We start from the raw sequence: 23179 nt of genomic DNA, 5'->3' as shown, positions 1-23179 counted from the left end.
CCGGGTCAGTAGTTCTCGCGGTACTCGCGCAGGACCTTCTCGGTGCGCTGGGTCGACGCGGCACGCGCCGTCATGTGGTCCAGCACCTCCAGGTGCGCCGAGACCTCGGGCCGGGAGTCCAGGTACAGGGCGCCGGTCAGGTACTCGGTGAAGACCATGTCGGGCAGCTCCGGCTCCGCGAACCGGAACAGGGTGAACGGCGCGTACGTCCCCGGGTGCGGCCCGTCCTCGAACTCGGCGACCTGGAGCGTCACCCGGTCGCGGGACGCGAACTCCAGCAGCTTGTCCAGCTGTTCGCGCATCACCCGGCCGTGCACGCTGACCGGGCGGCGCAGCACCGTCTCGTCCATCACCACCCACAGGTGCGGCGGGTCGGGCCGGTCCAGCAGCCGCTGCCGCTCCATGCGCAGGGACACGTGCCGCTCGACGGCGTCACCGCCCGCGTTGCCGATCGTCCCGGCCTCCAGGACCGAGCGCGCGTAGTCCTCGGTCTGGAGCAGGCCCGGGACGAAGTGCGGCTCGTAGGAGCGCACGATCCGCGCGGCGCCCTCCAGGCTCACGTACATGCTGAACCAGTCCGGCAGCACGTCGTGGTACCGCTGCCACCAGCCCGGCTGGTTGGCCTCCTCGGCGAGGGTGACGAACGCGACGACCTCGTCGGAGGCGACCCCGTACGTCGTCAGGAGGATCTGGACATACGGTATCTTCAGCGAGACCTCGGCCGTCTCCATGCGCCGCACCGTGGCCGGGGCCACGCGGAGCACCTTGGCGGCCTCCTCGCGTCTGAGGCCCGCTGTCTCCCGCAGTTCCTGCAACCGCCTGCCGAGGACCACCTGGCCCACGGTGGGTGCGGCCCGTCGCTCACTCACGCCACGCCTCCCCAACGCGCCCAAGTCACACCGCAGTCTGTCATGTACCCCCGCCGCTCTCACAGGGGTGTTCGCGATCAACCTTGTCAGGACAGCAGTGTGTGCAGGTACTTAACCGTCGCCGGGTCGGCCGGCAGCAGCGTCTCGATGGCCAGCTCGGCCACCGTCACGTCCATCGGGGTGTTGAAGGTGGAGATGGACGAGATGAACGACAGCGTCCGGCCCTCGTGCTCGATCCGCATCGGCAGCGCGAAGTACGGCACCGCCTCCTCCGGTTCCCCGTCCGGCGCGATCTCCGGCGCGGTCTCCGGCACCGGATAGGCCGCCACCTCGTCGTACAGCGCGCGCAGCGGCTCCGAGCGCTGGAGGGCGATCTGACGCTCCATCTGCTCCAGCAGGTGCCCCCGCCACTGGCGCAGGTTGCGGATGCGCGGTGCCAGTCCGTCCGGGTGCAGGGTCAGCCGCATCGCGTTCAGCGGCGGGGCGAGCAGATGCTCGGCGACGCCGTCCATGAGCATCGCCACGCCCCGGTTGGCCGCAAGCACCTGGTACGTCCCGTCGACGACCAGCGCCGGATACGGCTCGTAGCCCCGGATCAGGCGCTCCATGCCCTCGCGCAGGGCGCCCAGCGCCGGGTCGTCCAGCGGGGTCTCCGGGTAGTGCGGGGCGTAACCGGCGGCGAGCAGCAGGGCGTTGCGCTCGCGCACGGGGACGTCCAGGTGCTCGGCGAGGCGCAGCACCATCTCCTCGCTCGGCCGGGAGCGGCCCGTCTCGACGAAGCTGATGTGCCGGGCGGAGGAGTCGGCGCGCAGGGCCAGCTCCAGCTGGCTGACCCGCCGCCGCTCCCGCCAGGCCCTCAGCAGCGGACCCACGCCCTGGGTGGCGGGGACGGTGCCGGACGTGGGTGCGGTCATGGGCCGAACGGTAGTCGACGGCGGGCCGCGACGGGACCGGCCCGCCCTCCTGACCAGGGCTCCGACGGCCGTGCTGTGGCAGGCTGAAGGGGCACCCCCGGTACCCGGGCCCCCAGGACAGGAGCGTGGCGCATGCCCGTCGAACCGCTGTCGCGGCAGGAGATCGAAGAGCGGCTGACCGAGCTGCCGGGGTGGTCGCTGGAGGACGGCCGCCTCACCCGTGCCTACCGGCTCGGCTCGCACTTCGCGGCGGCCGCCATGGTCGTGCACGTCGCCCAGGTGCAGGAGGAACTCGACCACCACTCCGACCTCACCCTCGGCTACAACACCGTGTCCCTCGCGGTGCACACGCACAGCGCGGGCGGCGCCGTCACCGCGAAGGACGTCGAGCTGGCCCGCAGAGTGCAGGATCTGGCCGCCGGTCACGGGGCACACTGACGGTGTGCTCGACTACGACAAGGAAGCGGAGCGGTACGACGCGGCCCGCGGCGGCGAACCCCGGGCCGAGGCCGCCGCACGGGCGGTACTGAGCCTCGTGCCGCGCAGGGCGCGCAGCCTGCTCGACGTCGCCTGCGGAACCGGCATCGTCACCCGTCGGCTGGCGGCCGCGCCGGGCGCCCCGCGGGTGACCGGCGCGGACCTCGCCCCCGCCATGGCCCGGCGGGCCGCGGCCCGGCTGCCCGGTGCCGTCGTGCTCGCCGACAGCCGCCGGCTGCCCTTCCGCGACGGCGGGTTCGACGCCGTCACCAGCGTGTGGCTGCTGCACCTGGCCGAGGGCGCCGGGGACGTGCGGGCGATCGTCGGCGAGTGCGCCCGCGTCCTGCGGCCCGGCGGGGTGTACGTGACCACCGTCGACAAGGGCGCCTCGCACAACGTGGGCAGTGACATCGACGCCGTGCTCGCGGCCCGCCCGCCCAGCACCGCGCACGACGCCGCCGCCCTCGTCGAGGCGCACGCCCGTGCGCACGGCCTGGTCCCGGCGGGGGAGGCCCGCTTCACCGGCCACGGCCAGGGCCGCAGTCCTCGCCGTACCGTCGCCGACCTGCGGCGCGGCTGGTTCGTCACGCTGCCGCCCGGCGAGCCGGGCGCGGAGCACTTCGCCGCCCGGCTCACCGCCCTGCCGGACCAGGACCGGCCCCGGCCCGACCCGGTCTTCACCCTCCGGGCGTTCGTGAAGTCGTAGGCCGGGGGCGGCAACCCGGCCCTCCCGGGCGGCGACTGAGAGGCGGAACCCATCCGTCCTCCAGGAGGTCCGCCCCGTGAGGCACCCCCGCACGTACCGCAGACGCCCGCTCGCCCTGGCCGCCGCCCTCGCCGCCGCCGGGCTGGTCGGCGCGGGCCTGACCGCGCTCACCCCCGGCACCGCACACGCCGCCACGGCACGTCAGGTCGAGGCCCTCGACCGGGGCGTGGTCAGCGTCCACACCGGCGACGGCAACCTGGTCGGCTGGCGCTGGCTGGGCACCGACCCGGACAACGTCGCGTTCAACGTCTACCGGGCCGGCACGAAGGTCAACGCAGCCCCCCTCACCGGCTCCACCACCTTCTTCCACGCCGGGGCCCCGTCCCACGCCGACTACACCGTCCGCGCCGTCGTCAACGGCACCGAGCAGGGCGACTCCGTCCACGCCGTCCAGTTCCGGGCCGGCTACAAGGACGTGCCGATCAGCCCGCCCGCCGGCGGCACGACACCCGACAGCGTCTCCTACACCTACGAGGCGAACGACGCCTCCGTCGGCGACCTCGACGGCGACGGCGCGCTCGACCTCGTCCTCAAGTGGCAGCCGACCAACGCCAAGGACAACTCCCAGTCCGGGTACACGGGCAACACGATCGTCGACGGCCTGCGGCTGGACGGCACCCGGCTGTGGCGCGTCGACCTCGGGCGCAACATCCGCTCGGGCGCCCACTACACCCAGTTCCAGGTGTACGACTACGACGGCGACGGCAGGGCCGAGGTGGCGATGAAGACCGCCGACGGCACCCGGGACGGCACCGGCGCGGTCGTCGGCAGCTCCTCGGCCGACCACCGCAACTCCTCCGGCTACGTCCTGTCCGGCTCCGAGTACCTGACGATGTTCGACGGCGGGACCGGCAGGGCCATGGGCACCGTCGACTACGTCCCCGCCCGGGGCAGCGTCTCCTCCTGGGGCGACTCCTACGGCAACCGCGTCGACCGCTTCCTGGCGGGCACCGCGTACCTGGACGGCTCCCGGCCCTCCCTGATCATGGCGCGCGGCTACTACACGCGCTCCGTGATCGCCGCCTGGGACTGGCGCGACGGGCGGTTCACCCGCCGCTGGACCTTCGACACCAACTCCTCCACCAACACCGGCAAGGGCTACGACGGCCAGGGCAACCACCAGCTCTCCGTCGCGGACGTCGACGGCGACGGCAAGGACGAGATCGTCTACGGCGCGATGGCCGTCGACGACAACGGCAACGCCCTGTGGACCACGGGCAACGGCCACGGCGACGCCATGCACGTCGGCGACCTCGACCCGTCCCGCGCGGGCCTGGAGGAGTTCAAGGTGGACGAGGACGCCTCGAAGCCCTCGTCCTGGATGGCGGACGCGCGCACCGGTCGGATCATCTGGTCCACCGGCGCGAGCGGCGACAACGGCCGGGGCGTCGCCGGGGACGTCTGGTCCGGCAGCCCGGGCGCCGAGTCCTGGTCCTCCGCCGAGAGCGGCATCCGCGACCCCAGGGGCACGGTCGTGAACAGCCGCAAGCCCTCCAGCACCAACTTCCTGTCCTGGTGGGACGGCGACCCGGTCCGCGAACTCCTCGACGGCACCCGCGTCGACAAGTACGGCCCCTCCGGCGACAACCGCCTGCTCACCGGGTCCGGCGTCGCGTCCAACAACGGCACCAAGGCCACCCCGGTCCTCGCGGGCGACCTTCTCGGCGACTGGCGCGAGGAGGTCGTCTGGCGCACGTCGGACAACACGGCCCTGCGCGTCTACTCCACGCCGTACGACACCGGCACCCGCATCACGACCCTCCTCCACGACACCCAGTACCGCACGGCCCTGGCCTGGCAGAACACCGCGTACAACCAGCCGCCGCACCCGAGCTTCTTCCTCGGCGACGGCATGCCGACGGCGCCGAGGCCGGCGGTGTACACGCCCTGAGTCACTGAGTCGTCGGAACGCGGCGCCCGTCCCGGCGGGTCCACCAGTGGTGCGGTACGGAGGTGAATGGTGAAACAGCACCTGCGAGAATCTCGCCGGGACCATACTGACCGCGTAACGCGACGGCATGTGGGGGACTGATGAGCACGGAACGCGTACCCGTCACTTTGCGCCTGTACGACGACACGCTGGAACCGGACGACTGGCATGAAGCGGCTGAGCCGTTCAGGAGCGGACTGAGTGATCTCGGCGCCCAACTCGTCCGTCCCCGGACCGGGCAGCGGGCCCCGCAGGGCACCAAAGGGGATCCGCTCACGCTGTCCCTCGTCGCGGCCCTCGTCGCGTCACCGGTCCTCTCCGAGGTGGTACGCCTGGCAGCAGGCTGGGTGGGCAGGGCACAGCACCGCTCGGTCGAGCTGACGGGGCCGTCGGGAAGCCTGACGGTGACGGGGCACCCCAAGGAGGAGGAGCAGGCCCTGATCGCGGAGTGGCTCAGGAACAATGCCGCCTCCGGGGCGGGCGACGACGAGACACCCGGAACCCACGGTGACCCGGCGTCCTGACAACCGCGGGCGCGGACGGCGCAGGGCCCTTCTGATAGCCACGGACACGTACGAGGACCCGGAGTTCACGAAACTGGTCGCACCGGCGGGCGACGCCGAGGCCCTCGCCGAGGTGCTCGGAGATCCGGGACTGGGCCAGTTCGACGTCACCAAGATGTTCAACGGTCTCGCGGACGAGATCGAGCGTGCCCTCAAGTCCTTTCTCGCCGAGTCGGAACCGGACGACCTCGTGCTCGTCTACTTCTCCTGCCACGGGGTGAAGGACGTGCAGAACCGCTACTACCTCGCCGCGAAGGACTCCGAGGCCGACCGCCTGGCCCAGACGGGACTCAACCCGCGGGCGATCCTGGTGCAGTTGGACGAGTGCGACGCACGGACCCAGGTGGTCATCCTCGACTGCTGCTTCAGCGGGGCGTTCCGCCGCGGCCTCGTGTCGCGCGGCGCGAGGAGCAAGGTGGACCTGCCCGTGCATCTGTCGGGCCGGGGCCGCATCATCCTCACCTCTTCCACGTCGTTCCAGTACTCGTACGAGGAGGGTTCCGGTGCCCTGCCCGGGTTGCGGCCGCGCTCGGTCTTCACCTCGGTCCTGTTGGACGGCATCAGGAACGGTCTGGCCGACCGGGACCGTGACGGTTACGTCTCGATATCCGAGCTGTACGACTTCGTGACCGAGACGCTCGTGAGGAACCGGGACCCGCAGACACCGGAGCTGTACAGCGACGGGCGCGGCAGTGTGTGGATCGCCCGCAACCCCTACCACCGGCCGTCCGCCCCGCTCCTCGTGCTGCCCGGTGGAAGCACCGTGGCCGGCACCATGGCGAACGCGCTGCACGCTTTCCCGCACGCGGTCGAAGCCCGGGATCTCCTCCTCGCCACCCTCGACAAGCTCCGGCACCTGTTGCGTACGCACGAGGGGAGCGTTCTGTGGCGTGACATGGTCGCCGCCGTGGACCCACCGGGGCGGCCCACGCGTCTGGTCGACGCGGCCTACGACATTCTGCACGCGCTGGACAGCCTCAACGGGGACGCGGTGCTGGTCCTCGCCGTGACGGACCTGTGCGACGCCCTGCTGGCCCAGGTGGCCGACGCCGCCTCGTCCGAGGCCGTGGACGAACTGTTCAGAGTGGTGATCGACTACCTCGAACTGTTCGGGACCCTGCTCACGCGCTTCGAGCGGTATCTGCAACTGCGCCGGTTGACCCTCGCCGCCAGGACGTTCGTCGAGGCCGTTGCGCGCACGATACGCAGGACGGCGACCGAGCCCGTCGGGCAGGGAGAGGACCAGGTACCCGATCAACTGGCGGCACTGGAGACGGTCGCCGAAGATCTGCGGGCGCTGGCCCACGTCCTCCGTGGTCTCGGAGGACGGGGCCCCGTGCCGCAACTGGTCGGGGAACTGGCCGCTGCCGTCCGCAGGAGCCGTTTCGTCGACGCGGACGGGGCAACCGCACTCCGGACGCTGGCGGAGGGACTGCGCACGGTGTTCGGACAGGTGCGCGACTTCCTGGAGGAAGCCGACGACCGTGACCTCCAGACGTTTGTCAGCGGTGTGGTGGAGGAGGCGGTGGCCGAACTCACCCGCCCCCTGGACGAGGAGGCGTGTGCGAAGGCGCTGCACCGGCGTACCAGCACACTGCTGACGAATGTGAAGGAGGCGAGTGACGTCCGCGAGATGCTCGCGGCCCTCCGGGATCTGCGCGAGGCGGTCTCGGAACTCCACGGTTCGCCGCTGGAACCCCACGACATCACCGAGATCACCTCGGACCTCGTGACACAGGTGAGCGGCCTGGCGGCCGGGATCGACGAGTCCCGGAGCGAGATCATCGCCCAGCTCAGAGCAGAGGCCCGGGAAAGCCTGGATGACGGTGGCACCCCGACCGGGTCCGACCCATCGGCCTGACCGGGCCGGGGCGCGCGCCGTACGGTACGCGCCCCGGCCCGGGGTCACTCCAGCGTGCAGCTGTGCTCACCGAGCCGGAAACCGGACGGCTTCGCGTTCGTCCCCGTCCAGCTGCCCGTGAAGCCGAAGCTCACCGAGGCGCCGGGGGCGACGCGGGCGTTCCAGCCGACGTTGCTCGCCGTCACCGTGGTGGCCGACCGAGTGTGCTCGGCGTTCCACATCCGGGACACCCCCTGGCCGCCCGCGAACGTCCAGTCGAGGGACCAGCCGTTCCAGGCCGCCGTGCCGGTGTTGGTGAGCCGGACGTCCGCCTGGAAGCCGCCGGGCCACTGGTTCGTGACCGTGTACGTCACCTCGCAGGCGCCGGTGGGTCCCGGGTCGGGGCCCGGGTCGGTGCCGCCGTCGCCCGCCGTGTCGCCGTACACGATCCCCCGGCCGTTGGTCGCCACGTACACCCGGCCGTACACCCGCGGGTCCCCGGTGATGGCGGCGCCCGTCCAGCCCCACTGGTGCGCGTCGTCGTTGACCCTGGTCCAGCTAGCTCCCGCGTCGGTGGAGCGGAAGATGCCGCGGACGCCGCCGATCTCCGCACTGGAGTAGAGGGTCTGGTAGGTCGCGCCCGGGGCCGCCTTGCCGAAGCCGATGGTGTCGGCCGCGTCGACGCCGGCCAGCTTGGTGAAGGTGGTGCCGCCGTCCGTCGAGTGCCACAGGCCGTACGGGCCGTCCGCCGCCCCGCCGGCCAGCCAGACGTCGCCCTCGGCGCCGGGCAGCGCCTTGAAGCGGACGCTGTCACCGGAGGGCAGGCCGGCCGCCGGCGAGGCGGTGAAGGTCGCGCCGCCGTCCGTGCTGACGTAGAACGTCCCGGACTTGAAGCCGTAGAAGGTCTGCGGGTCGACGCGGTCGGACTCGACGACCGCCCCGGCCGGGATGCCGCTCGACGCCTGCCAGGACGTGCCGAAGCCCGTCGTGTGGTGCACGCCGGCGCCCTCGGGGCTCCACACGAAGCGCCCGCCGTCCGCGCCCGCCGCGACCGTGCCGCCGCCGCTCACCCCCGCCGGGTCGCTGCCGCCGAACCAGTTGGCGCCGTTGTCCGTGGAGAACGCGATGTGCGGGCCGGAGTCCAGGTTGCCGGCCCGGACGACCGTGTCCGGGTTCTTCTCGGCGAAGTCGAGGCTCGTGGTGGAGGTGAAGTTCGGGGAGGTGTACATCATCGACGGGACCTCGGTCAGGCTGGTGTGCCGGAAGCCGCCGACGTCGCCCAGCGCGCTGAGCAGCGGGGCGCCGGACGGGGGTGCGGCCAGGTCGTTGACCGCCGTCTCCTCCAGGCCGCGCACCATGGGCTCGATGGCGAAGGTGCCGCCCTCGTCGTCCCAGTTCGTGAGGTTCTCGGTGCCGTAGACCGTGGCGCCCGTGCCGTACATCATCCGGTCCGGGTCGAACGGGTCGATCTCCAGCGCCTCCGTCATCCAGCCCAGCTTCGGGGTCTGCTCGGGCGGGGCCGGGTTCGCGCCCCAGGTGAGCCACGGGGAGGAGGAGACGTCCATGGTGTAGCGGTTCTCGCGGGTCGGGTACGACGTGTACTCCCACGCCTGCGTCCAGGTCGCGCCGCTGTCCGTCGAGCGGAAGATCTGCGTGTCCGGCCACCAGGAGCTGTACGCCGTCGCCATGACCGTCCCCGGGTTCTGCCGGTCGACGGTCAGGCCGCTGAACCCGAAGTAGGTGTCCGCCTCCGCGACCGGGCTGATGTCCGTCCAGGTGCCCGTCGCCGTGGCGTACCGGTACAGCCGCCCCTTGCCGCCGTCGTACGGCCCGCCCGTGTCGCTGTAGGCCAGGTACAGGTGTCCGTTCTCCGCGTCCAGGACGCCCTTGTGGGCCAGGTACCCGGTGGGCTGGCCGGCGACCCGCTCCCAGGTCGCGCCCGCGTCCGTGGAGCGGTAGACGGCGTTCTCCTTGTCGGCGACGCCGACGTAGACGGTCTTCGTCGCCGCTCCCGCCGACCCCGTCGACTCGTCGAAGGTCACCCAGGTGACGCCCTGGTTGTCGGAGGCGTAGCCGGACGTGTCGGCGGGGTCCTGCGCGTAGTTCCCGGGGTTCGGGAAGGCCGTCACCTCCGACCAGGTCACGCCGGCGTCGGTGGACCGCCACAGGCCGTGGCCGCTGGGCGCGCCCAGGTAGAGCACGTCGTTGTCGTGCGGGTCGACGGCCAGGCGCTCGCCCATGCCCCGGCCCGGCATGTTGCCGCCCAGCTTGAACGGCAGGTCCGTCTTCGCCCAGGTCGCGCCCCGGTCGGCGGAGCGGAGCACCGCGCCGTCGCCCGGGTCCCAGTCGTTGGTGTAGGTGCCGACCGCCGCGTACACCCGGTCGGGGTCGACGGAGTCGGAGGCGATACTGGCCACGCCCGTGTGCCCCCAGTCGTCCCAGCCGACGTGGTCGAGGAGCGGCGTCCAGGTGTGGGACGACTCCTGCCAGCGGTAGGCGCCGCCGATGTCGGTGCGGGCGTAGGCCAGGTCCTTCTCGGTGCGGTTGAAGACGATGCCGGGGACGAATCCGCCGCCGTCGACACGGGCGTTCCTCCAGGTGTAGGTGTCGGCGGTGACGGCCGCCTCCGGTGTGCCGGCGGCCAGTGCGGTGGGCGGGCTGCCCGCCAGGAGACCGGCCGCGAGCGCCAGCAGAACGGTGAGGGTCCTGGTTCTTCGCACGGTGGGGAACCGTCCTTCCGTCAGGAGCAGAACGCATACGAGCACGGGCGGCCCTCGCCATGAACGAGGGCCGCCCGGCGGTTCGGTCCCGTCGTCCGGTGACAGGACCAGCACACGGAGCCTTGAGGCGCCCCAAAGGGGCGCGGGTCTGTGTCGACATGCGGCTACCGCCGCGCGGGCGCGATCACCCACAACGGACCCGCAGCCGAACAACCGCCCAACCCGCGGAGCGCCCCGCGGGGGCTATTCCAGTAGCTCCGCGTACGAACCCATGGCGAGGGCGATGTCCGCCTGCGCCCAGAACCGGTGGTATGTGAAGGTGGGCGCGGCACCGCCCGCGAGATAGTCCTCGATCTTCGACCAGGCCGGGTCGTCCTGGTAGAAGGAGCGGATCGAGGAGAACGTCGACGACGCGTCGATCGTGTCGCCGTTCGGCATGGTCCCGGTCCAGCCGTTCGGGACGTGCACCGGGTCGTCGAAGCGGTTGTAGTCGGCGCGGGTCTCCGGGACGGCGATGCCGAGCGCGTCCTGGTTGTTCTCCCACATGCCGTCGAGCAGCGCCTTGGCGGTCGCGGCCGCCTCCGTGTCGCCCGAGCGGTCGGCGTAGTACGTCAGGGTCTTGGCGTAGGCCGCCGCCACACCGACGTCGTTGGTGTAGTCGGAGACGGTGACGTGCAGGTCGCCGTTGTCACCCGGGGAGGACGCGTTCCAGGTGTCGGGCTGCCCCGACCACTGCATCGTCGAGGGGATCCGGAAGGTGCCGTCCGGGTTGACCGTCGTCTCCGACAGCGCCCAGTCGACCCACTTGTCCAGGACCTCCTTCGCCGCCGCGTCGCCGCTCTGCTGGTAGTACTCGGCGACCCGCTCCATGGACCACGCCTGGAAGCCGAACCACTGGTTGGACGGCGGGTCGTGGTAGACCGGCTTCTCGTCGTAGTACATGCCGTAGAAGGTCGGCGTACCGGCCGGCGGTGTCGCGTACCGGCCCGCCCAGCTGTTGGTCGCGCCGCCCGCGATGGCCCCCTCGTCGGACTGAAGCCAGCGGTAGAACTCCACCTGCCGGTCGAGGGACTTGGCCCAGTCGGAGGCGCCGGTGGCCGACTTGGGCTTGAGGTCGGCGTAGGTGCTCAGCGCGTACGCGGCCAGCGGGTTCTGGTAGCCGCCGTGGGTGTGGCTGGAACCGATGCGCCAGGCCCAGCCCGCCGAGGTGTCCACCGCGCCGCCCCAGGCGTAGTACCAGGACAGCAGGTAGTGCGAGGAGTCCTTGCCGGTGCCGGCCGGGCAGCTCGACGGCCCGACGCAGTTGCCGACCTTCTTGAAGTACTTGTCGAACATGGCGTAGCGCAGGTAGTCGCCCATCTTCGCGGCCTTGTCGAGGGTCCCGGCGATCTCGTCGCCCTTGCCCTGCTCCTCGGCCCAGACGTCCGCCCAGTACGCGGCCTGCACGGCCCGTGCGTCGGCGTCCGGGGCGTTGGTGAACTTCCACTGCTTCGCGTAGGACGCGTCGCCGGTGAACAGGTCCAGGTAGCCGTTGCGGCCGCCGTACTTGAAGGCGTCGCAGGTCGGCTGCGGCACCGTCTCCCACACCGACTCCTGCGCGCCGCGCTGGAAGGTGTTGATGTACGAGGGGCCGGTGTCCGCCGGACCCGCCTCGCACTTGCCCGGCGAGTTGCCGTAGCCGTAGGTGTTGTCGACGTCCTGGAGCCAGTGCATGCCGTAGACGTCCCCGGTGCCGTACGCCGACTTCAGCTCGGCGGCGATCGGGTCGGGACCGACGGAGACCGCGCCGTCCAGGGGTGCCGGATACTCGTTCGGCGTGTCCAGTTCGGGTGCGTAGGTCGCCGGCTTCGAGGCGTTGTAGGCCGAGTTGGTCGGCTGGTCGGCGTGGGTGGGGATCATGTACGTCTCCATGATCTCCCAGGCGTTGTTGAACCTCGACCAGTCGCCGGTCACCTTGCCGTACATGGCCTGGAGCCACAGCAGGTAGCTGTACGCCTCCGAGGTCGTCTCGTGCCCGTGGTCGGGGGCCTCGACGATCAGTGTCTCGACCGAGTGGTACGGGATGCCCTCGGGGGAGAAGTAGCCGTTCGCGGGGTCGGTGATCTTCCCGTACAGCTCCAGGAAGCGGGCGTCGTAGTCCTTCGCCGCGGCCAGCTGGGTCACGGTGACCGCGGCCTTGCCGTGGCCGGGAGCCGTCGACTCGAAGACCGCCGAGCCGGTGCCCGACGCGTCCGCGGAGACGGTCACCCGCTGGGCGGTGTTCCAGTTCGACGGGGTGAAGGTGAGGGTCGCCCCGCCGGTGAGCGAGAGCCCCGTGTTGCCGCTCGCGCGGGTCGTCGTGACGGTGACACCGGCGGTCGGCTGCTTCGACAGCTTGACCTCGTACGTCCCCGACTCGCCCTGCTGGACGCCGAGTTGGCCGGGTGAGGCGACCACGATCGGTCCCGAGGCGACGGTGATGCCGACCGGCGTCGAACTGCCGGAGGCGCCCGTGCTGTCGTACGCCTTCGCCACCAGGGAATGACTGCCCACGGTCAAGCCGGAGGCCGAGTGTGTGTAGGGCGCGCTGGTGTCGGTGCCGAGCAGGGTGGTGTCGTCGTAGAACTCCACCTTGCTGACGCCGGCGCCGTCGGCCGCGGCGGCCGTGGCCGCGAGCGGCACCGCCTCGCCCTGCGAGTACACCGCGCCCGCCTGCGGGCTGGTCAGCACCGTGATCGGCGGCTGGTGCGCGCCGACGCACGAGGTGCCGTTGACCGCGAAGCCCGTGGGGGCCGCGTTGGTGCCGCTGTACGTGAACTGCCCCCCGGTGGTGACGGCGGCCCCGGCGGCGACCCGCCCGTTGTACGAGGCGTTCCTGACCGTGACGTTCCGGCCCGACTGGGACCAGGTGCCGTTCCAGCCGTTGCTCAGCTTCTGGTCGCCCGCGTAGGTGTACGTCAGCGTCCAGCCGTCGATGGCGTCGGTGCCGCGGTTGGTGAGTGTCAGCTCCGCGGTGAATCCCGAGCCCCAGTCGTTCGTCCTGTAGTCCACGCTGCACTGAAGTGCGGCCGCCTGGGCGGGAGTCGAACCGGCGCTCAGCATCGTGAGGGGCAGTGCGAGGGCCGCCAGCGCGGCGGTCCACAGCCGCCGCGCGGTGCGGCGTCTGCGTCTGTGTCGGGGGTGCATGGTGCTGGTTCCTCCTTGCGGCTCGGGGAGGGGGTGGGGGAGGAGCAACAAGCCTTGAACCAGTGGGAGCGCTCCCATAGTGGAGAGGGGGGCATCGGCGGTCAAGATGCGTGAAGAGTCGAAAAGATTCGACAGGGCGGACGGAGAGAAAGTCGGTAACTCCTCTGTTCTTTGCCGTCACTTGGCGCTACCTTCGCTGAACCAGTGGGAGCGGTTCCATCAGTCGGCGCGACCGTCACGGCGTGCCCGAACTGCAAGGAGTCGCTCATGCGACACCCCCCGCTCCACCTTCCGCGTTCAGGACTTTTAGCCGCAGCCGCGGCCTGTCCTCCCGCGCGTTCCCGGCCGGTCCGCCGGCCCGCACCCACCCCGGGCTCCCGCACCGTGCCCGCGGGCTGTTCCTGACCTTCGATCACGACGGCACCCCCATGCCGATCGGCAGCGGGCCGCGCCGATGGACGCGCGGCCCCGGACGACAGCACCCGCACCCCCACGAAAGAAGGAACCCGCACTCATGACCCGTACCAGAACCGCGATGCTCGCTGCCCTGACGCTGGTCGCCGGCGCCTCCGGCACGGCGCTGGCCGCCCACTCCGCGAGCGCCGGAGCCGCGGCCGCCGCCTGTACCGTCGACTACAAGGTGCAGAACGACTGGGGAAGCGGCTTCACCGCCGCCGTGACCGTCACCAACAACGGTGCCGCCACCTCGAACTGGTCGCTGGGATGGACCTACGCCGGCAGCCAGAAGGTCACAGGCGGCTGGAACGCGAAGGTCAGCCAGAGCGGTGCCGCCGTCACCGCGGCCAACGAGTCGTACAACGGCACCCTCGCCACGGGCGGTTCGGCGAGCTTCGGCTTCCAGGCCACCTACAGCGGCACCAACGCGGTCCCGGCCACCTTCACCCTCAACGGCGTGACCTGCAACGTCGACGGCGGCCCGACCGACCCGCCGGACCCGACCGACCCGACCGGACCGTCCGACCGGGTGAACAACCCCTATGACGGCGCCAAGGTCTACGTGAACCCCGAGTGGTCCGCGAAGGCGGCCGCCGAACCGGGCGGCTCCCGGATCGCGAACCAGCCCACCGGTGTGTGGCTCGACCGGATCGCCGCCATCAACGGTGTGAACGGCGGCATGGGCCTGCGCGATCACCTCGACGAGGCGCTGACGCAGAAGGGCTCCGGCGAACTCGCCGTCCAGCTCGTCATCTACAACCTGCCCGGCCGCGACTGCGCCGCCCTCGCCTCCAACGGCGAACTGGGCCCGACGGAGATCGACAAGTACAAGACGCAGTACATCGACCCGATCGCCGAGATCCTCGCCGACCCGAAGTACGCGGGTCTCAGGATCGTCACCACGGTCGAGATCGACTCGCTGCCCAACCTGGTCACCAATGTCAGCGGCCGGCCGACCGCCACGCCGAACTGCGACGTGATGAAGGCCAACGGCAACTACCAGAAGGGCGTCGGCTACGCCCTGAACAAGCTCGGCGACATCGGCAACGTCTACAACTACATCGACGCCGGCCACCACGGCTGGCTCGGCTGGGACGACAACTTCGGCGCCTCCGCCGACATGTTCAAGACCGCCGCCACCACCGAGGGCGCGACCGTCGGCGACGTGCACGGCTTCATCGTGAACACCGCCAACTACAGCGCCCTGAAGGAGGAGAACTTCAAGATCGAGGACTCGGTGAACGGAACCTCCGTGCGCCAGTCCAAGTGGGTCGACTGGAACCGCTACACCGACGAGCTGTCCTACGCCCAGGCCATGCGCGCGAAGCTGGTCTCGATCGGCTTCGACCAGAACCTCGGCATGCTGATCGACACCTCGCGCAACGGCTGGGGCGGCACCGCCCGGCCCACCGGTCCGGGTGCCACGACCAACGTGGACACCTACGTGAACGGCGGACGCTACGACCGGCGCATCCACCTCGGGAACTGGTGCAACCAGTCCGGAGCCGGCCTCGGCGAACGTCCGAAGGCCAGTCCCGCCGCGGGGATCGACGCGTACGTCTGGATGAAGCCCCCGGGCGAGTCCGACGGTGCGAGCAAGGAGATCCCGAACGACGAGGGCAAGGGCTTCGACCGGATGTGCGACCCCACCTACGAGGGCAACGCGCGCAACGGCAACAGCCCCTCGGGCGCGCTGGCGAACGCCCCGGTCTCCGGGCACTGGTTCTCCGCGCAGTTCCAGGAGCTGATGAAGAACGCCTACCCGCCGCTGTCGTGAGCGGCTTCTCCCAGGGGTGAGTCACCGGGGTCCGGTCCTTGCGGGCCGGACCCCGGCGGCCTCCCCGTTTTTTGCGGGACCGGCAAAGTTGTTTGCACGGACCGGCCGAGTCGTCGCACCCTGAGGTCACCGCGAACGGGAGGCTGACCAGCATGGCGCACGACCACCACCACGACGAGCACGGTTCCGGGCACGGGCACGGCCACGGCCACGGAACCGGACACGACCACACCGACCTGGACTGGGCCGAGATGGCCCCGCTGCTGGAGGCGCAGGCCGAGCTGTACACGCCGCTGTACCGGCAGGCCATGAGCTGGCTGGCGCGGGACGTGACCGATCCCGGTCTGGTCGTCGACGTCGGCAGCGGACCGGGCGTCGTCTCCTGCCTGTTCGCCGACGTCTTCCCCGGCGCCCGCGTCGTCGCCGCCGACGGTGCCGGTCCGCTGCTGGAACGGGCCCGGGACCGGGCCGCCCGGCTCGGTGTCGCCGACCGCTTCGGCACCCTCACCGGCGACCTGCCCGGTGCGCTGAGCGAGCTGGAGTACCCGGCCGACCTGATGTGGGCGAGTCAGAGCCTGCACCACCTCGGCGACCAGCGCGCCGCCCTCGCCGCCCTCGGCGGGTATCTCACGCCCGGCGGCACGCTGGCGATCCTGGAGGGCGGACTGCCCGCCCGGTTCCTGCCCCGCGACATCGGATTCGGGCGTCCCGGGCTCCAGGCCAGGATCCACGCCGTGGAGGAGGACTTCTTCGCCGAGATGCGCGCCGGCCTGCCCGGCTCCGTGCCCGAGACGGAGGACTGGCCCGCGCTGCTGACCGCCGCCGGCCTGAAGCACACCGGCACCCGCAGCTTCCTCCTCGACCTGCCCGCGCCCCTCTCCGACGCGGCCCGCGACTACGCGGCGTCCTCCCTCTCCAGGCTCCGCGAGCGGGTCGGCGACGGTCTGGACGCCGTGGACCGGGACACCCTGGACCGGCTGCTCGACCCCGGGGACGAGGGGAGCGTGCACCGGCGGCAGGACGTGTTCGTGCTGGTGGCGCACACCGTGTACACGGCGGTACGGCCGGTCTGAAAGGCCGCCGAGCCGGGCCCTTGACGTCGAGAGCGCCGGTCGCGCTCATCACCGGAGGCGACGGGGGTTCCCCCCGGCTCGAGCGAAGCCGAGAGGTGGGGGAGGGCGGTGACGGGAGGGGAGGGGTCCGGCCGGACCCCTCCCCTCGCGCATGATGCTCAGGCGGTGCTCAGGAGTTGACCTCCGCCGGGTCCGACCCCAGACGACGGTCCTCGTTCAGCGCGCTGATCGCCGCCAGGTCCTCGGTGTCCAGGGTGAAGCCGAACACGTCGATGTTCTCCTTGATCCGCGACGGCGTCACGGACTTCGGGATCACCACGTTGCCGAGCTGGAGGTGCCAGCGCAGCACGACCTGGGCCGGCGTGCGGTTGTGCTTCTGCGCGATGGCCACGATCGCCGGGATCTCCAGGATCCCCTTGCCGGAGCCGAGCGGGGACCACGCCTCGGTGGCGATGCCCTGCTCCGCGTGGGCCTCGCGGGAGGCGTGCTGCTGGAGGTGCGGGTGCAGCTCGATCTGGTTGACGGCCGGAACGACGGACGTCTCGCCGGTCAGCCGCTCCAGGTGCTCCGGCAGGAAGTTGGAGACGCCGATGGCCCGCACCCGCCCGTCGGCGAGCAGCTTCTCGAACGCCTTGTACGTGTCGACATACCGGTCCTTGGCCGGCACCGGCCAGTGGATCAGGTAGAGGTCCAGGTACTCCAGGCCCAGCTTCGCCAGTGAGGCGTCGAAGGCGCGGAGGGTGGAGTCGTACCCCTGCTCGCTGTTCCAGAGCTTGGTGGTGACGAAGAGATCCTCGCGGGCCACGCCGGAGGCGGCGAGTGCCCTGCCGGTGCCCTCTTCATTGCCGTAGATCGCGGCGGTGTCGATGCTGCGGTACCCGGCCTCCAGCGCCTGGACCACGGCCGTCTCCGCCTCGTCGTCCGGCACCTGCCAGACGCCGAAGCCCAGCTGGGGCATCTCGACGCCGTTGTTCAGGATGATCGGGGGGACCTTGCTGCTCACGAGCTCTTGATCCTTCGGTTGTGGTCAGGTGGTACTCATATCGTCAACGATCACGAGCCCTCGCGCATTCCTGACCGTGGAACTCACGCCGTGTAAAGGGCCGCGACCTCGGCACCGTAGGCCTTCTCGATGGCCTTGCGCTTCAGTTTCAGCGAAGGCGTCAGCAGGCCGTGCTCCTCGGTGAACGGCTGGGCGAGGATGCGGAAGGTGCGGATCGACTCGGCCTGCGACACGAGCGTGTTGGCCGCGACGACCGCGCGCCGCACCTCCGTCTCCAGGTCGGAGTCGTGCACCAGGTCGGCCGGGGGCATCTGCGGCTTGTTCCGCATCGCCAGCCAGTGCTCGACCGCCTCCTGGTCCAGGGTGATGAGGGCGGCGACGTAGGGCCGGTCGTTGCCGACGACGATGCACTGGTTGATCAGCGGGTGGTCCCGCACGCGCTCCTCCAGCAGCCCCGGGGAGACGCTCTTGCCGCCGGAGGTCACCAGGATCTCCTTCTTGCGGCCGGTGATGGTGAGGTAGCCGTCCTCGTCCAGGGCGCCCAGGTCGCCGGTGGCCAGCCATCCGTCGTGCAGGGTCTCGTCGGTGGCCTTCGGGTTGTTGAGGTAGTGCTGGAAGACGTTCTCGCCGTTCAGCCAGATCTCGCCGTCGTCCGCGATGTGCACGGTGACGCCGGGGACGGGGCGGCCGACGGTGCCGTAGCGGGTGCGCTCGGGCGGGTTGGCGGTGGCCGCCGCCGTGGACTCGGTCAGGCCGTAGCCCTCGTAGATCTGCACGCCCGCGCCCGCGAAGAACAGGCCCAGCCGCCGGTCCATCGCCGAGCCGCCCGACATGGCGTTGCGGATGCGTCCGCCCATCGCCGCCCGCACCTTGGCGTAGACGAGCTTGTCGAAGAGCTGGTGCTGCATCCGCAGTCCCGCGGACGGCCCCGGCCCGGTGCCCCAGGCCTTCGCCTCCACCGCGTCGGCGTACTTGACGGCCACGTCGACGGCCTTCTCGAAGGGACCGCCCTTGCCCTCCTTCTCGGCCTTGCGCCGGGCCGCGTTGAACACCTTCTCGAAGATGTACGGCACGGCCAGGATGAACGTGGGTCTGAAAGCCGCCAGGTCGGGCAGCAGCGCCGCGGCGTTCAGCTGCGGCTGGTGGCCGAAACGGACCTTGCCGCGGACCGCCGCGACCTCCACCATCCGGCCGAAGACGTGGGCGAGCGGCAGGAACAGCAGGGTCGCCGCCTCGTCGCCCTTCTTGGAGTGGAACACCGGCTCCCACCGCTCGATGACGGTGTCCGCCTCCCACATGAAGTTGCCGTGCGAGATGACACAGCCCTTGGGCCGTCCGGTGGTGCCGGAGGTGTAGATGATGGTGGCGACCGAGTCGGGCGTGACCGCCTTGCGGTGCCGGTGGACCACCTCGTCGTCGAGGTGCGCCCCCGCGTCGTACAGCTCCTGGACGGCGCCCGAGTCGAGCTGCCACAGGCCGCGCAGGTGCGGCAGCCGGTCGATGACGGTGGCGATCGTCATCGCGTGGTCCTCGTGCTCCACGACCGCGGCCGTCACCTCGGCGTCGTACAGCATCCACATGCACTGGTCGGCCGAGGAGGTCGGGTAGACCGGCACCACCTGGGCGCCGATCGTCCACAGGGCGAAGTCGAACAGGGTCCACTCGTAGCGGGTGCGGGACATGATGGCGACCCGGTCGCCGAAGCGGATGCCCTGGGCGAGCAGCCCCTTGGCGAGCGCCAGCACCTCGTCGCGGAACGCACCCGCGCTGACGTCCCGCCACTGCCCGGCCGCGTCCTTGCGCCCCAGGACGATGTACTCCGGATCCTCCTGGGCATGCTCGAACACGACGTCGGCCAGACCGCCCACCGGCGGTGCCGACGTCAAGGGAGGACTGGTGAACTCACGCAAACCCCGCTCCCCGCTCTGGAATGAAGCCCCGAACAGCGCGGTGAAAGCTACCCCACCCGAAGCGGGGACGGGAGGGGTGCCAAATTCGAGCAGGGCTCATGTTCGCGCTGGTCAGCGAGAGAAAATGCGCTCACATGGGGAAGGGTCGGACAGTTTCCTGACGGTTGAGTAAGTTTCGGTGGCGTAATCTCCACCGAATCTGTACGACCCACTTACCGCCGGTACGGTGTCGCCGGCTCCTTCCCCGCGGCCGGCTCCGCGGCGGCCGTCACGCGCGTCTCGCGGCTCTCGCGGCCGGCCCGCACCAGCACGAGCACCAGCACCCCGGCGACGGCCGCGACCGTGCCCGCGGTCAGCGCCGCGGCGTTCAGCCCGGAGGCGAACGCGGCGCGCAGCGCGTGCTCGCCGAACACGCCCTCCAGGGCGCTCGCCGCGCCGCCCGCCAGACCGTGCGCCGCGTCGGACGGCAGCGTGTCCGTCATCCGCGAGGTCAGCACCGTGCCGAACACGGCGATGCCGAGCGCGTACCCGAGCTGCCGGAAGGTGTTGACGGCGCCGCCCGCCATCCCGGCCCGCTCCGACGGCACCGCCGCCAGCGCCGCGCCCGCGATCCCCGGCGACACCAGGCCCGTACCGACGCCCACCAGCAGCAGCCCCGGCACCAGGGCGGACGCGCCGGACGAGGCGTCCAGGAACGCCATCGCGAACTGCCCCGCCGCGATCAGCAGCAGCCCGCCCCCGATGGTGAGGCGCGCGGGCACCCCGTGCAGCAGCCGCCCGCCCGCCGCGGCCACCACGAACGACGCCAGCGACAGCCACACGAACACCAGCCCGCCCCGCACCGGGCTCATCCCGAGCAGCGTCTGAAGCCAGATGGAGGTGTACGCCATCACGCCGAACGCCGCCGCGTTGAAGGCCAGCGCGCCCAGCATCACGCCCGAGAACGCGGGCCGCAGGAACAGCCGCGGGTCGAGCAGCGGATCGGCGACCCGGCGCTCGACCGCGACGAAGCCGCCCAGCGCCGCCGCCGCGAGGGCGAAGGAGACGAGGGTGCCCGCCTCCGTCCAGCCGTGCGACCCGGCCCGCACCGCCCCGTAGGTCACCGCACCCGCGAACGCCGCGAACGTGGCCGTACCCGCCCAGTCCACGCGGCGCCCGCGCGCACCGCGCGACTCGGGCACCACGCGCAGCGTCAGCCAGACCGCCGCCACGCTCACCGGCAGGTTCACCCAGAAGATCCACCGCCAGCCCGGACCGTCCGTGAGCAGCCCGCCGAGCACCGGCCCCACGGCCGCCGCGGCACCGCTGACCGCGCCCCACACGCCGAGCGCCATCGACCGCCGGCGCCCCTGGTACACCGAGCCGAGCAGCGGCAGCGTGGTGGCGAACATCGCCGCCGCGCCCACGCCCTGGAGCCCGCGCGCGGCGACCAGCATCCCCGGCCCGGTGGCCAGCCCGCACAGCAGCGACGCCGCCGCGAACAGCACCACGCCCGCCACGTGCACCCGGCGCCGCCCCAGTACGTCGGCGGCGGCCCCCATGCCGAGCAGCAGCGCCGCCAGTGCCAGCGCGTAGCCGTCCATCACCCATTGCAGATCGCTGAGCGACGCGTGCAGCCCCCGGGCCATGTCCGGCAGCGCGACGACCGCGATCGTCACGTCCAGCAGCAGCATGAACGTCCCGAGGCACACCGCCGTGAGCGGCCCCCATGTACGCATTCCGTCTTCTCCCTGTGTGCGACGACTTCCCGTGCCTCCGTACGATGAGGCGCGTCCGGCCGATCGCGCCGGTCCTGGGCGTCCGGCCGACGAAATCCGATGGGAGCAGCGGCCATGCGGATGGAATCCGACACCTTCGACGAGCTGGACCTGCGCGTCCTCGACGCGCTGGAGGTCAACGGCCGCGCCTCCTTCAGCCGCATCGGGGCGGTCCTCGGCGTCTCCGACCAGACCGTCGCCCGCCGCTACCGCAGGCTCTGCGCCGAGGGCGGGCTGCGAGTGGTCGCCGTGCGGGACGCCCAGCGGCTCGGCCAGGACCACTGGACGCTGCGTCTGCGCTGCGTCCCCGACAGCGCCCCGGCCATCGCCGACGCCCTCGCCAAGCGGCCCGACACCAGCTGGATCGGGCTGGCGGCGGGCGGTACGGAGATCATCTTCGGTACCCGTCCGCGCAGCGCGGGGGACCGGGACGACCTGCTGCTCGGCAAGCTGCCGCGCACCCCGCGCGTCCTGGAGATCCACGCCCACCAGATGCTGCACCGCTTCTACGGCGGACCCAGCGGCTGGCTGCGCAAGTTCGCCGTGCTCAGTGACGACGAGGTCGCCGCCCTGCGCCCCCGGCACGGCCCGGCGGCGCGGGAACCGGCCCGCATCGAACCCGAGGACGAGCCGCTGCTGGCCGTCCTGGAACGCGACGGGCGCGCCACCCACCCGGAGTTGCGGCGGGCGACCGGTCGTTCCGAGTCCGCCGTCAAGCGGCGCATGGCCGCGCTGTTCACCTCCGGGGCCGTCTACGTCGACGTGGAGTACCACTCCGAGATCCTCGGCTACCCCACCGCCGCCGTCCTGTGGATCACCACCAGCCCGGCCGCCCTCCACCGGGTCGGCCAGGCCCTCGCCGCGCACGACGAGATCGCCCACGCCGCCGCCACGGCCGGCCCCTCCAACATCATCGCCACGGCGGTCGTCCGCAGCACCGCCGACCTCTACGCCTACCTCAGCGGCCCGCTCGGCCGGCTGGAGGGCGTCCAGCACGTGGAGGCGTCGCCCTTCCTGCGCCGGGTCAAGCAGCTCACCTATCCGAGCCCCGCCCGCTGAGGCCGGTGCAGCCGGTCGCCGCCCGCGAGGACCGCCGCCGCCAGCGCGTCCGCCGCGCCCTGCGCGGAGGGCCGGCGCCGCCCGTGCACCAGCACGAAGTCGACGCGGCCCAGCTCGGGCAGTCCGGCCCGGTCCGGGACGCGTACCAGGCCGGGCGGGACGAGTCCGCGCGAGTGCGCCATCACGCCCAGGCCCGCGCGGGCGGCCGCGATCAGGCCGTTGAGGCTCCCGCTGGTGCACGCGACGTGCCACTCCCGGCCCTGCCGCTGGAGGGCCTCCAGGGCGAGCGCACGGGTGATGCCCGGCGGCGGATAGACGATCAGCGGCACCGGGCGGTCGGGGTCGAGACGCAGCCGCTCCGCGCCGATCCACACCAGCCGGTCGCTCCAGACCGGCTCGCCCCGCGGGTCCTCCGGCCGCCGCTTGGCCAGCACCAGGTCCAGCTCCCCGTCGGCCAACTGCCGGTGCAGCGTGCCCGACAGCTCCACCGTCAGCTCCAGGTCGACCTCGGGGTGGTCGTGCCGGAAGCCCTCCAGGATCTCCGGCAGCCGGGTCAGCACGAAGTCCTCCGAGGCCCCGAACCGGAGCCGCCCGCGCAGCCGGGTGCCGGTGAAGAAGGCGGTGGCCTGCTCGTGCACCTCCAGGATCCGGCGGGCGAACCCGAGCATCGCCTCCCCGTCCTCCGTCAGCTCCACCGAGTGCGTGTCGCGGCTGAACAGCTGACGCCCGGTGGCGTCCTCCAGCCGCCGCACGTGCTGGCTCACGGTGGACTGGCGCAGCCCGAGCCGCCGGGCGGCCTGCGTGAAACTCAGCGTCTGGGCGACCGACAGGAACGTACGCAGGTGGGAGGGGTCGTACACGCCACCAGGCTATCGCGTTCCGTGATGACAGTCAGAGCGG

The 23179-nt window shown here is 71.7% G+C and carries 16 protein-coding genes; 8 read left to right on the top strand and 8 right to left on the bottom strand.

What is annotated here, in order from left to right; all coding sequences use genetic code 11:
- Window positions 1-5: 5 nt before the first annotated feature.
- Window positions 6-869 carry a helix-turn-helix domain-containing protein gene (locus tag ACZ67M_RS07740; RefSeq protein WP_355825533.1) on the bottom strand — a complete coding sequence of 288 codons (864 nt, stop codon included), beginning with the start codon at window positions 867-869 and terminating at the stop codon, window positions 6-8.
- An 86-nt stretch (window positions 870-955) separates the two neighbouring features.
- Window positions 956-1783, bottom strand: a complete 828-nt coding sequence (locus tag ACZ67M_RS07735) for a helix-turn-helix domain-containing protein (RefSeq protein ID WP_361358668.1) — start codon at window positions 1781-1783, stop codon at window positions 956-958.
- Between the two features lie 132 nt (window positions 1784-1915).
- Between ACZ67M_RS07735 and ACZ67M_RS07730 the strand changes: the two genes are divergently transcribed.
- From ACZ67M_RS07730 to ACZ67M_RS07710, 5 genes are all read left to right on the top strand, one after another.
- The gene (locus tag ACZ67M_RS07730) at window positions 1916-2221 is read left to right on the top strand and encodes a 4a-hydroxytetrahydrobiopterin dehydratase (RefSeq protein WP_361358671.1); all 306 of its coding nucleotides are present in this window, start codon (window positions 1916-1918) and stop codon (window positions 2219-2221) included.
- Window positions 2222-2225: 4 nt separating this feature from the next.
- Complete coding sequence (locus ACZ67M_RS07725; protein WP_469850008.1) at window positions 2226-2966, top strand: class I SAM-dependent methyltransferase; 741 nt, start codon at window positions 2226-2228, stop codon at window positions 2964-2966.
- A 76-nt stretch (window positions 2967-3042) separates the two neighbouring features.
- Window positions 3043-4917 carry a rhamnogalacturonan lyase gene (locus tag ACZ67M_RS07720; RefSeq protein WP_469850006.1) on the top strand — a complete coding sequence of 625 codons (1875 nt, stop codon included), beginning with the start codon at window positions 3043-3045 and terminating at the stop codon, window positions 4915-4917.
- Window positions 4918-5057: 140 nt separating this feature from the next.
- Window positions 5058-5480, top strand: a complete 423-nt coding sequence (locus ACZ67M_RS07715) for a hypothetical protein (protein WP_469850005.1) — start codon at window positions 5058-5060, stop codon at window positions 5478-5480.
- Window positions 5464-7380: a caspase family protein gene (locus ACZ67M_RS07710; protein ID WP_469850003.1), complete on the top strand. Its 1917-nt coding sequence runs from the start codon at window positions 5464-5466 to the stop codon at window positions 7378-7380. Before ACZ67M_RS07715 ends, ACZ67M_RS07710 begins: the two co-directional genes overlap by 17 nt.
- 44 nt (window positions 7381-7424) lie before the next feature.
- On the opposite strand, the gene ACZ67M_RS07705 is transcribed toward ACZ67M_RS07710, so the two are convergent.
- Together ACZ67M_RS07705 and ACZ67M_RS07700 are read right to left on the bottom strand one after the other, a co-directional pair.
- A complete protein-coding gene (locus ACZ67M_RS07705; protein WP_469850002.1) occupies window positions 7425-10079 on the bottom strand; it encodes a cellulose binding domain-containing protein in 2655 nt (884 codons plus the stop codon).
- A gap of 243 nt (window positions 10080-10322) precedes the next feature.
- Window positions 10323-13244: a glycoside hydrolase family 48 protein gene (locus ACZ67M_RS07700; protein WP_469850000.1), complete on the bottom strand. Its 2922-nt coding sequence runs from the start codon at window positions 13242-13244 to the stop codon at window positions 10323-10325.
- Window positions 13245-13758: 514 nt separating this feature from the next.
- Here ACZ67M_RS07700 and ACZ67M_RS07695 point away from each other — a divergent pair.
- Together ACZ67M_RS07695 and ACZ67M_RS07690 are read left to right on the top strand one after the other, a co-directional pair.
- Window positions 13759-15477 carry a glycoside hydrolase family 6 protein gene (locus ACZ67M_RS07695; RefSeq protein ID WP_361358686.1) on the top strand — a complete coding sequence of 573 codons (1719 nt, stop codon included), beginning with the start codon at window positions 13759-13761 and terminating at the stop codon, window positions 15475-15477.
- 152 nt (window positions 15478-15629) lie between these two features.
- Window positions 15630-16550 (top strand): class I SAM-dependent methyltransferase, encoded by a 921-nt coding sequence (locus tag ACZ67M_RS07690; RefSeq protein ID WP_469849997.1) that lies wholly within the window; start codon window positions 15630-15632, stop codon window positions 16548-16550.
- Window positions 16551-16719: 169 nt separating this feature from the next.
- Here ACZ67M_RS07690 and ACZ67M_RS07685 read toward each other — a convergent pair whose 3' ends face one another.
- The 3 genes from ACZ67M_RS07685 to ACZ67M_RS07675 form a co-directional block, all read right to left on the bottom strand.
- Window positions 16720-17553 carry an aldo/keto reductase gene (locus ACZ67M_RS07685; protein ID WP_392013474.1) on the bottom strand — a complete coding sequence of 278 codons (834 nt, stop codon included), beginning with the start codon at window positions 17551-17553 and terminating at the stop codon, window positions 16720-16722.
- A gap of 83 nt (window positions 17554-17636) precedes the next feature.
- Complete coding sequence (locus ACZ67M_RS07680) at window positions 17637-19463, bottom strand: AMP-dependent synthetase/ligase (RefSeq protein WP_361358694.1); 1827 nt, start codon at window positions 19461-19463, stop codon at window positions 17637-17639.
- A 212-nt stretch (window positions 19464-19675) separates the two neighbouring features.
- Window positions 19676-21181, bottom strand: a complete 1506-nt coding sequence (locus ACZ67M_RS07675) for an MFS transporter (RefSeq protein WP_469849995.1) — start codon at window positions 21179-21181, stop codon at window positions 19676-19678.
- Window positions 21182-21295: 114 nt separating this feature from the next.
- Here ACZ67M_RS07675 and ACZ67M_RS07670 point away from each other — a divergent pair, with 114 nt between their 5' ends.
- Window positions 21296-22279, top strand: a complete 984-nt coding sequence (locus ACZ67M_RS07670) for an Lrp/AsnC family transcriptional regulator (RefSeq protein ID WP_469849994.1) — start codon at window positions 21296-21298, stop codon at window positions 22277-22279.
- Here the strand turns inward: ACZ67M_RS07670 and ACZ67M_RS07665 are convergent.
- Window positions 22258-23139 (bottom strand): LysR substrate-binding domain-containing protein, encoded by an 882-nt coding sequence (locus ACZ67M_RS07665; RefSeq protein WP_307016109.1) that lies wholly within the window; start codon window positions 23137-23139, stop codon window positions 22258-22260. The two genes, ACZ67M_RS07670 and ACZ67M_RS07665, sit on opposite strands and share 22 nt — an antisense overlap.
- Window positions 23140-23179 lie beyond the last annotated feature (40 nt).

This window comes from Streptomyces sp. NPDC107500 (genome assembly GCF_055582785.1).
This window is presented reverse-complemented; position numbering and strand designations above follow the sequence as displayed.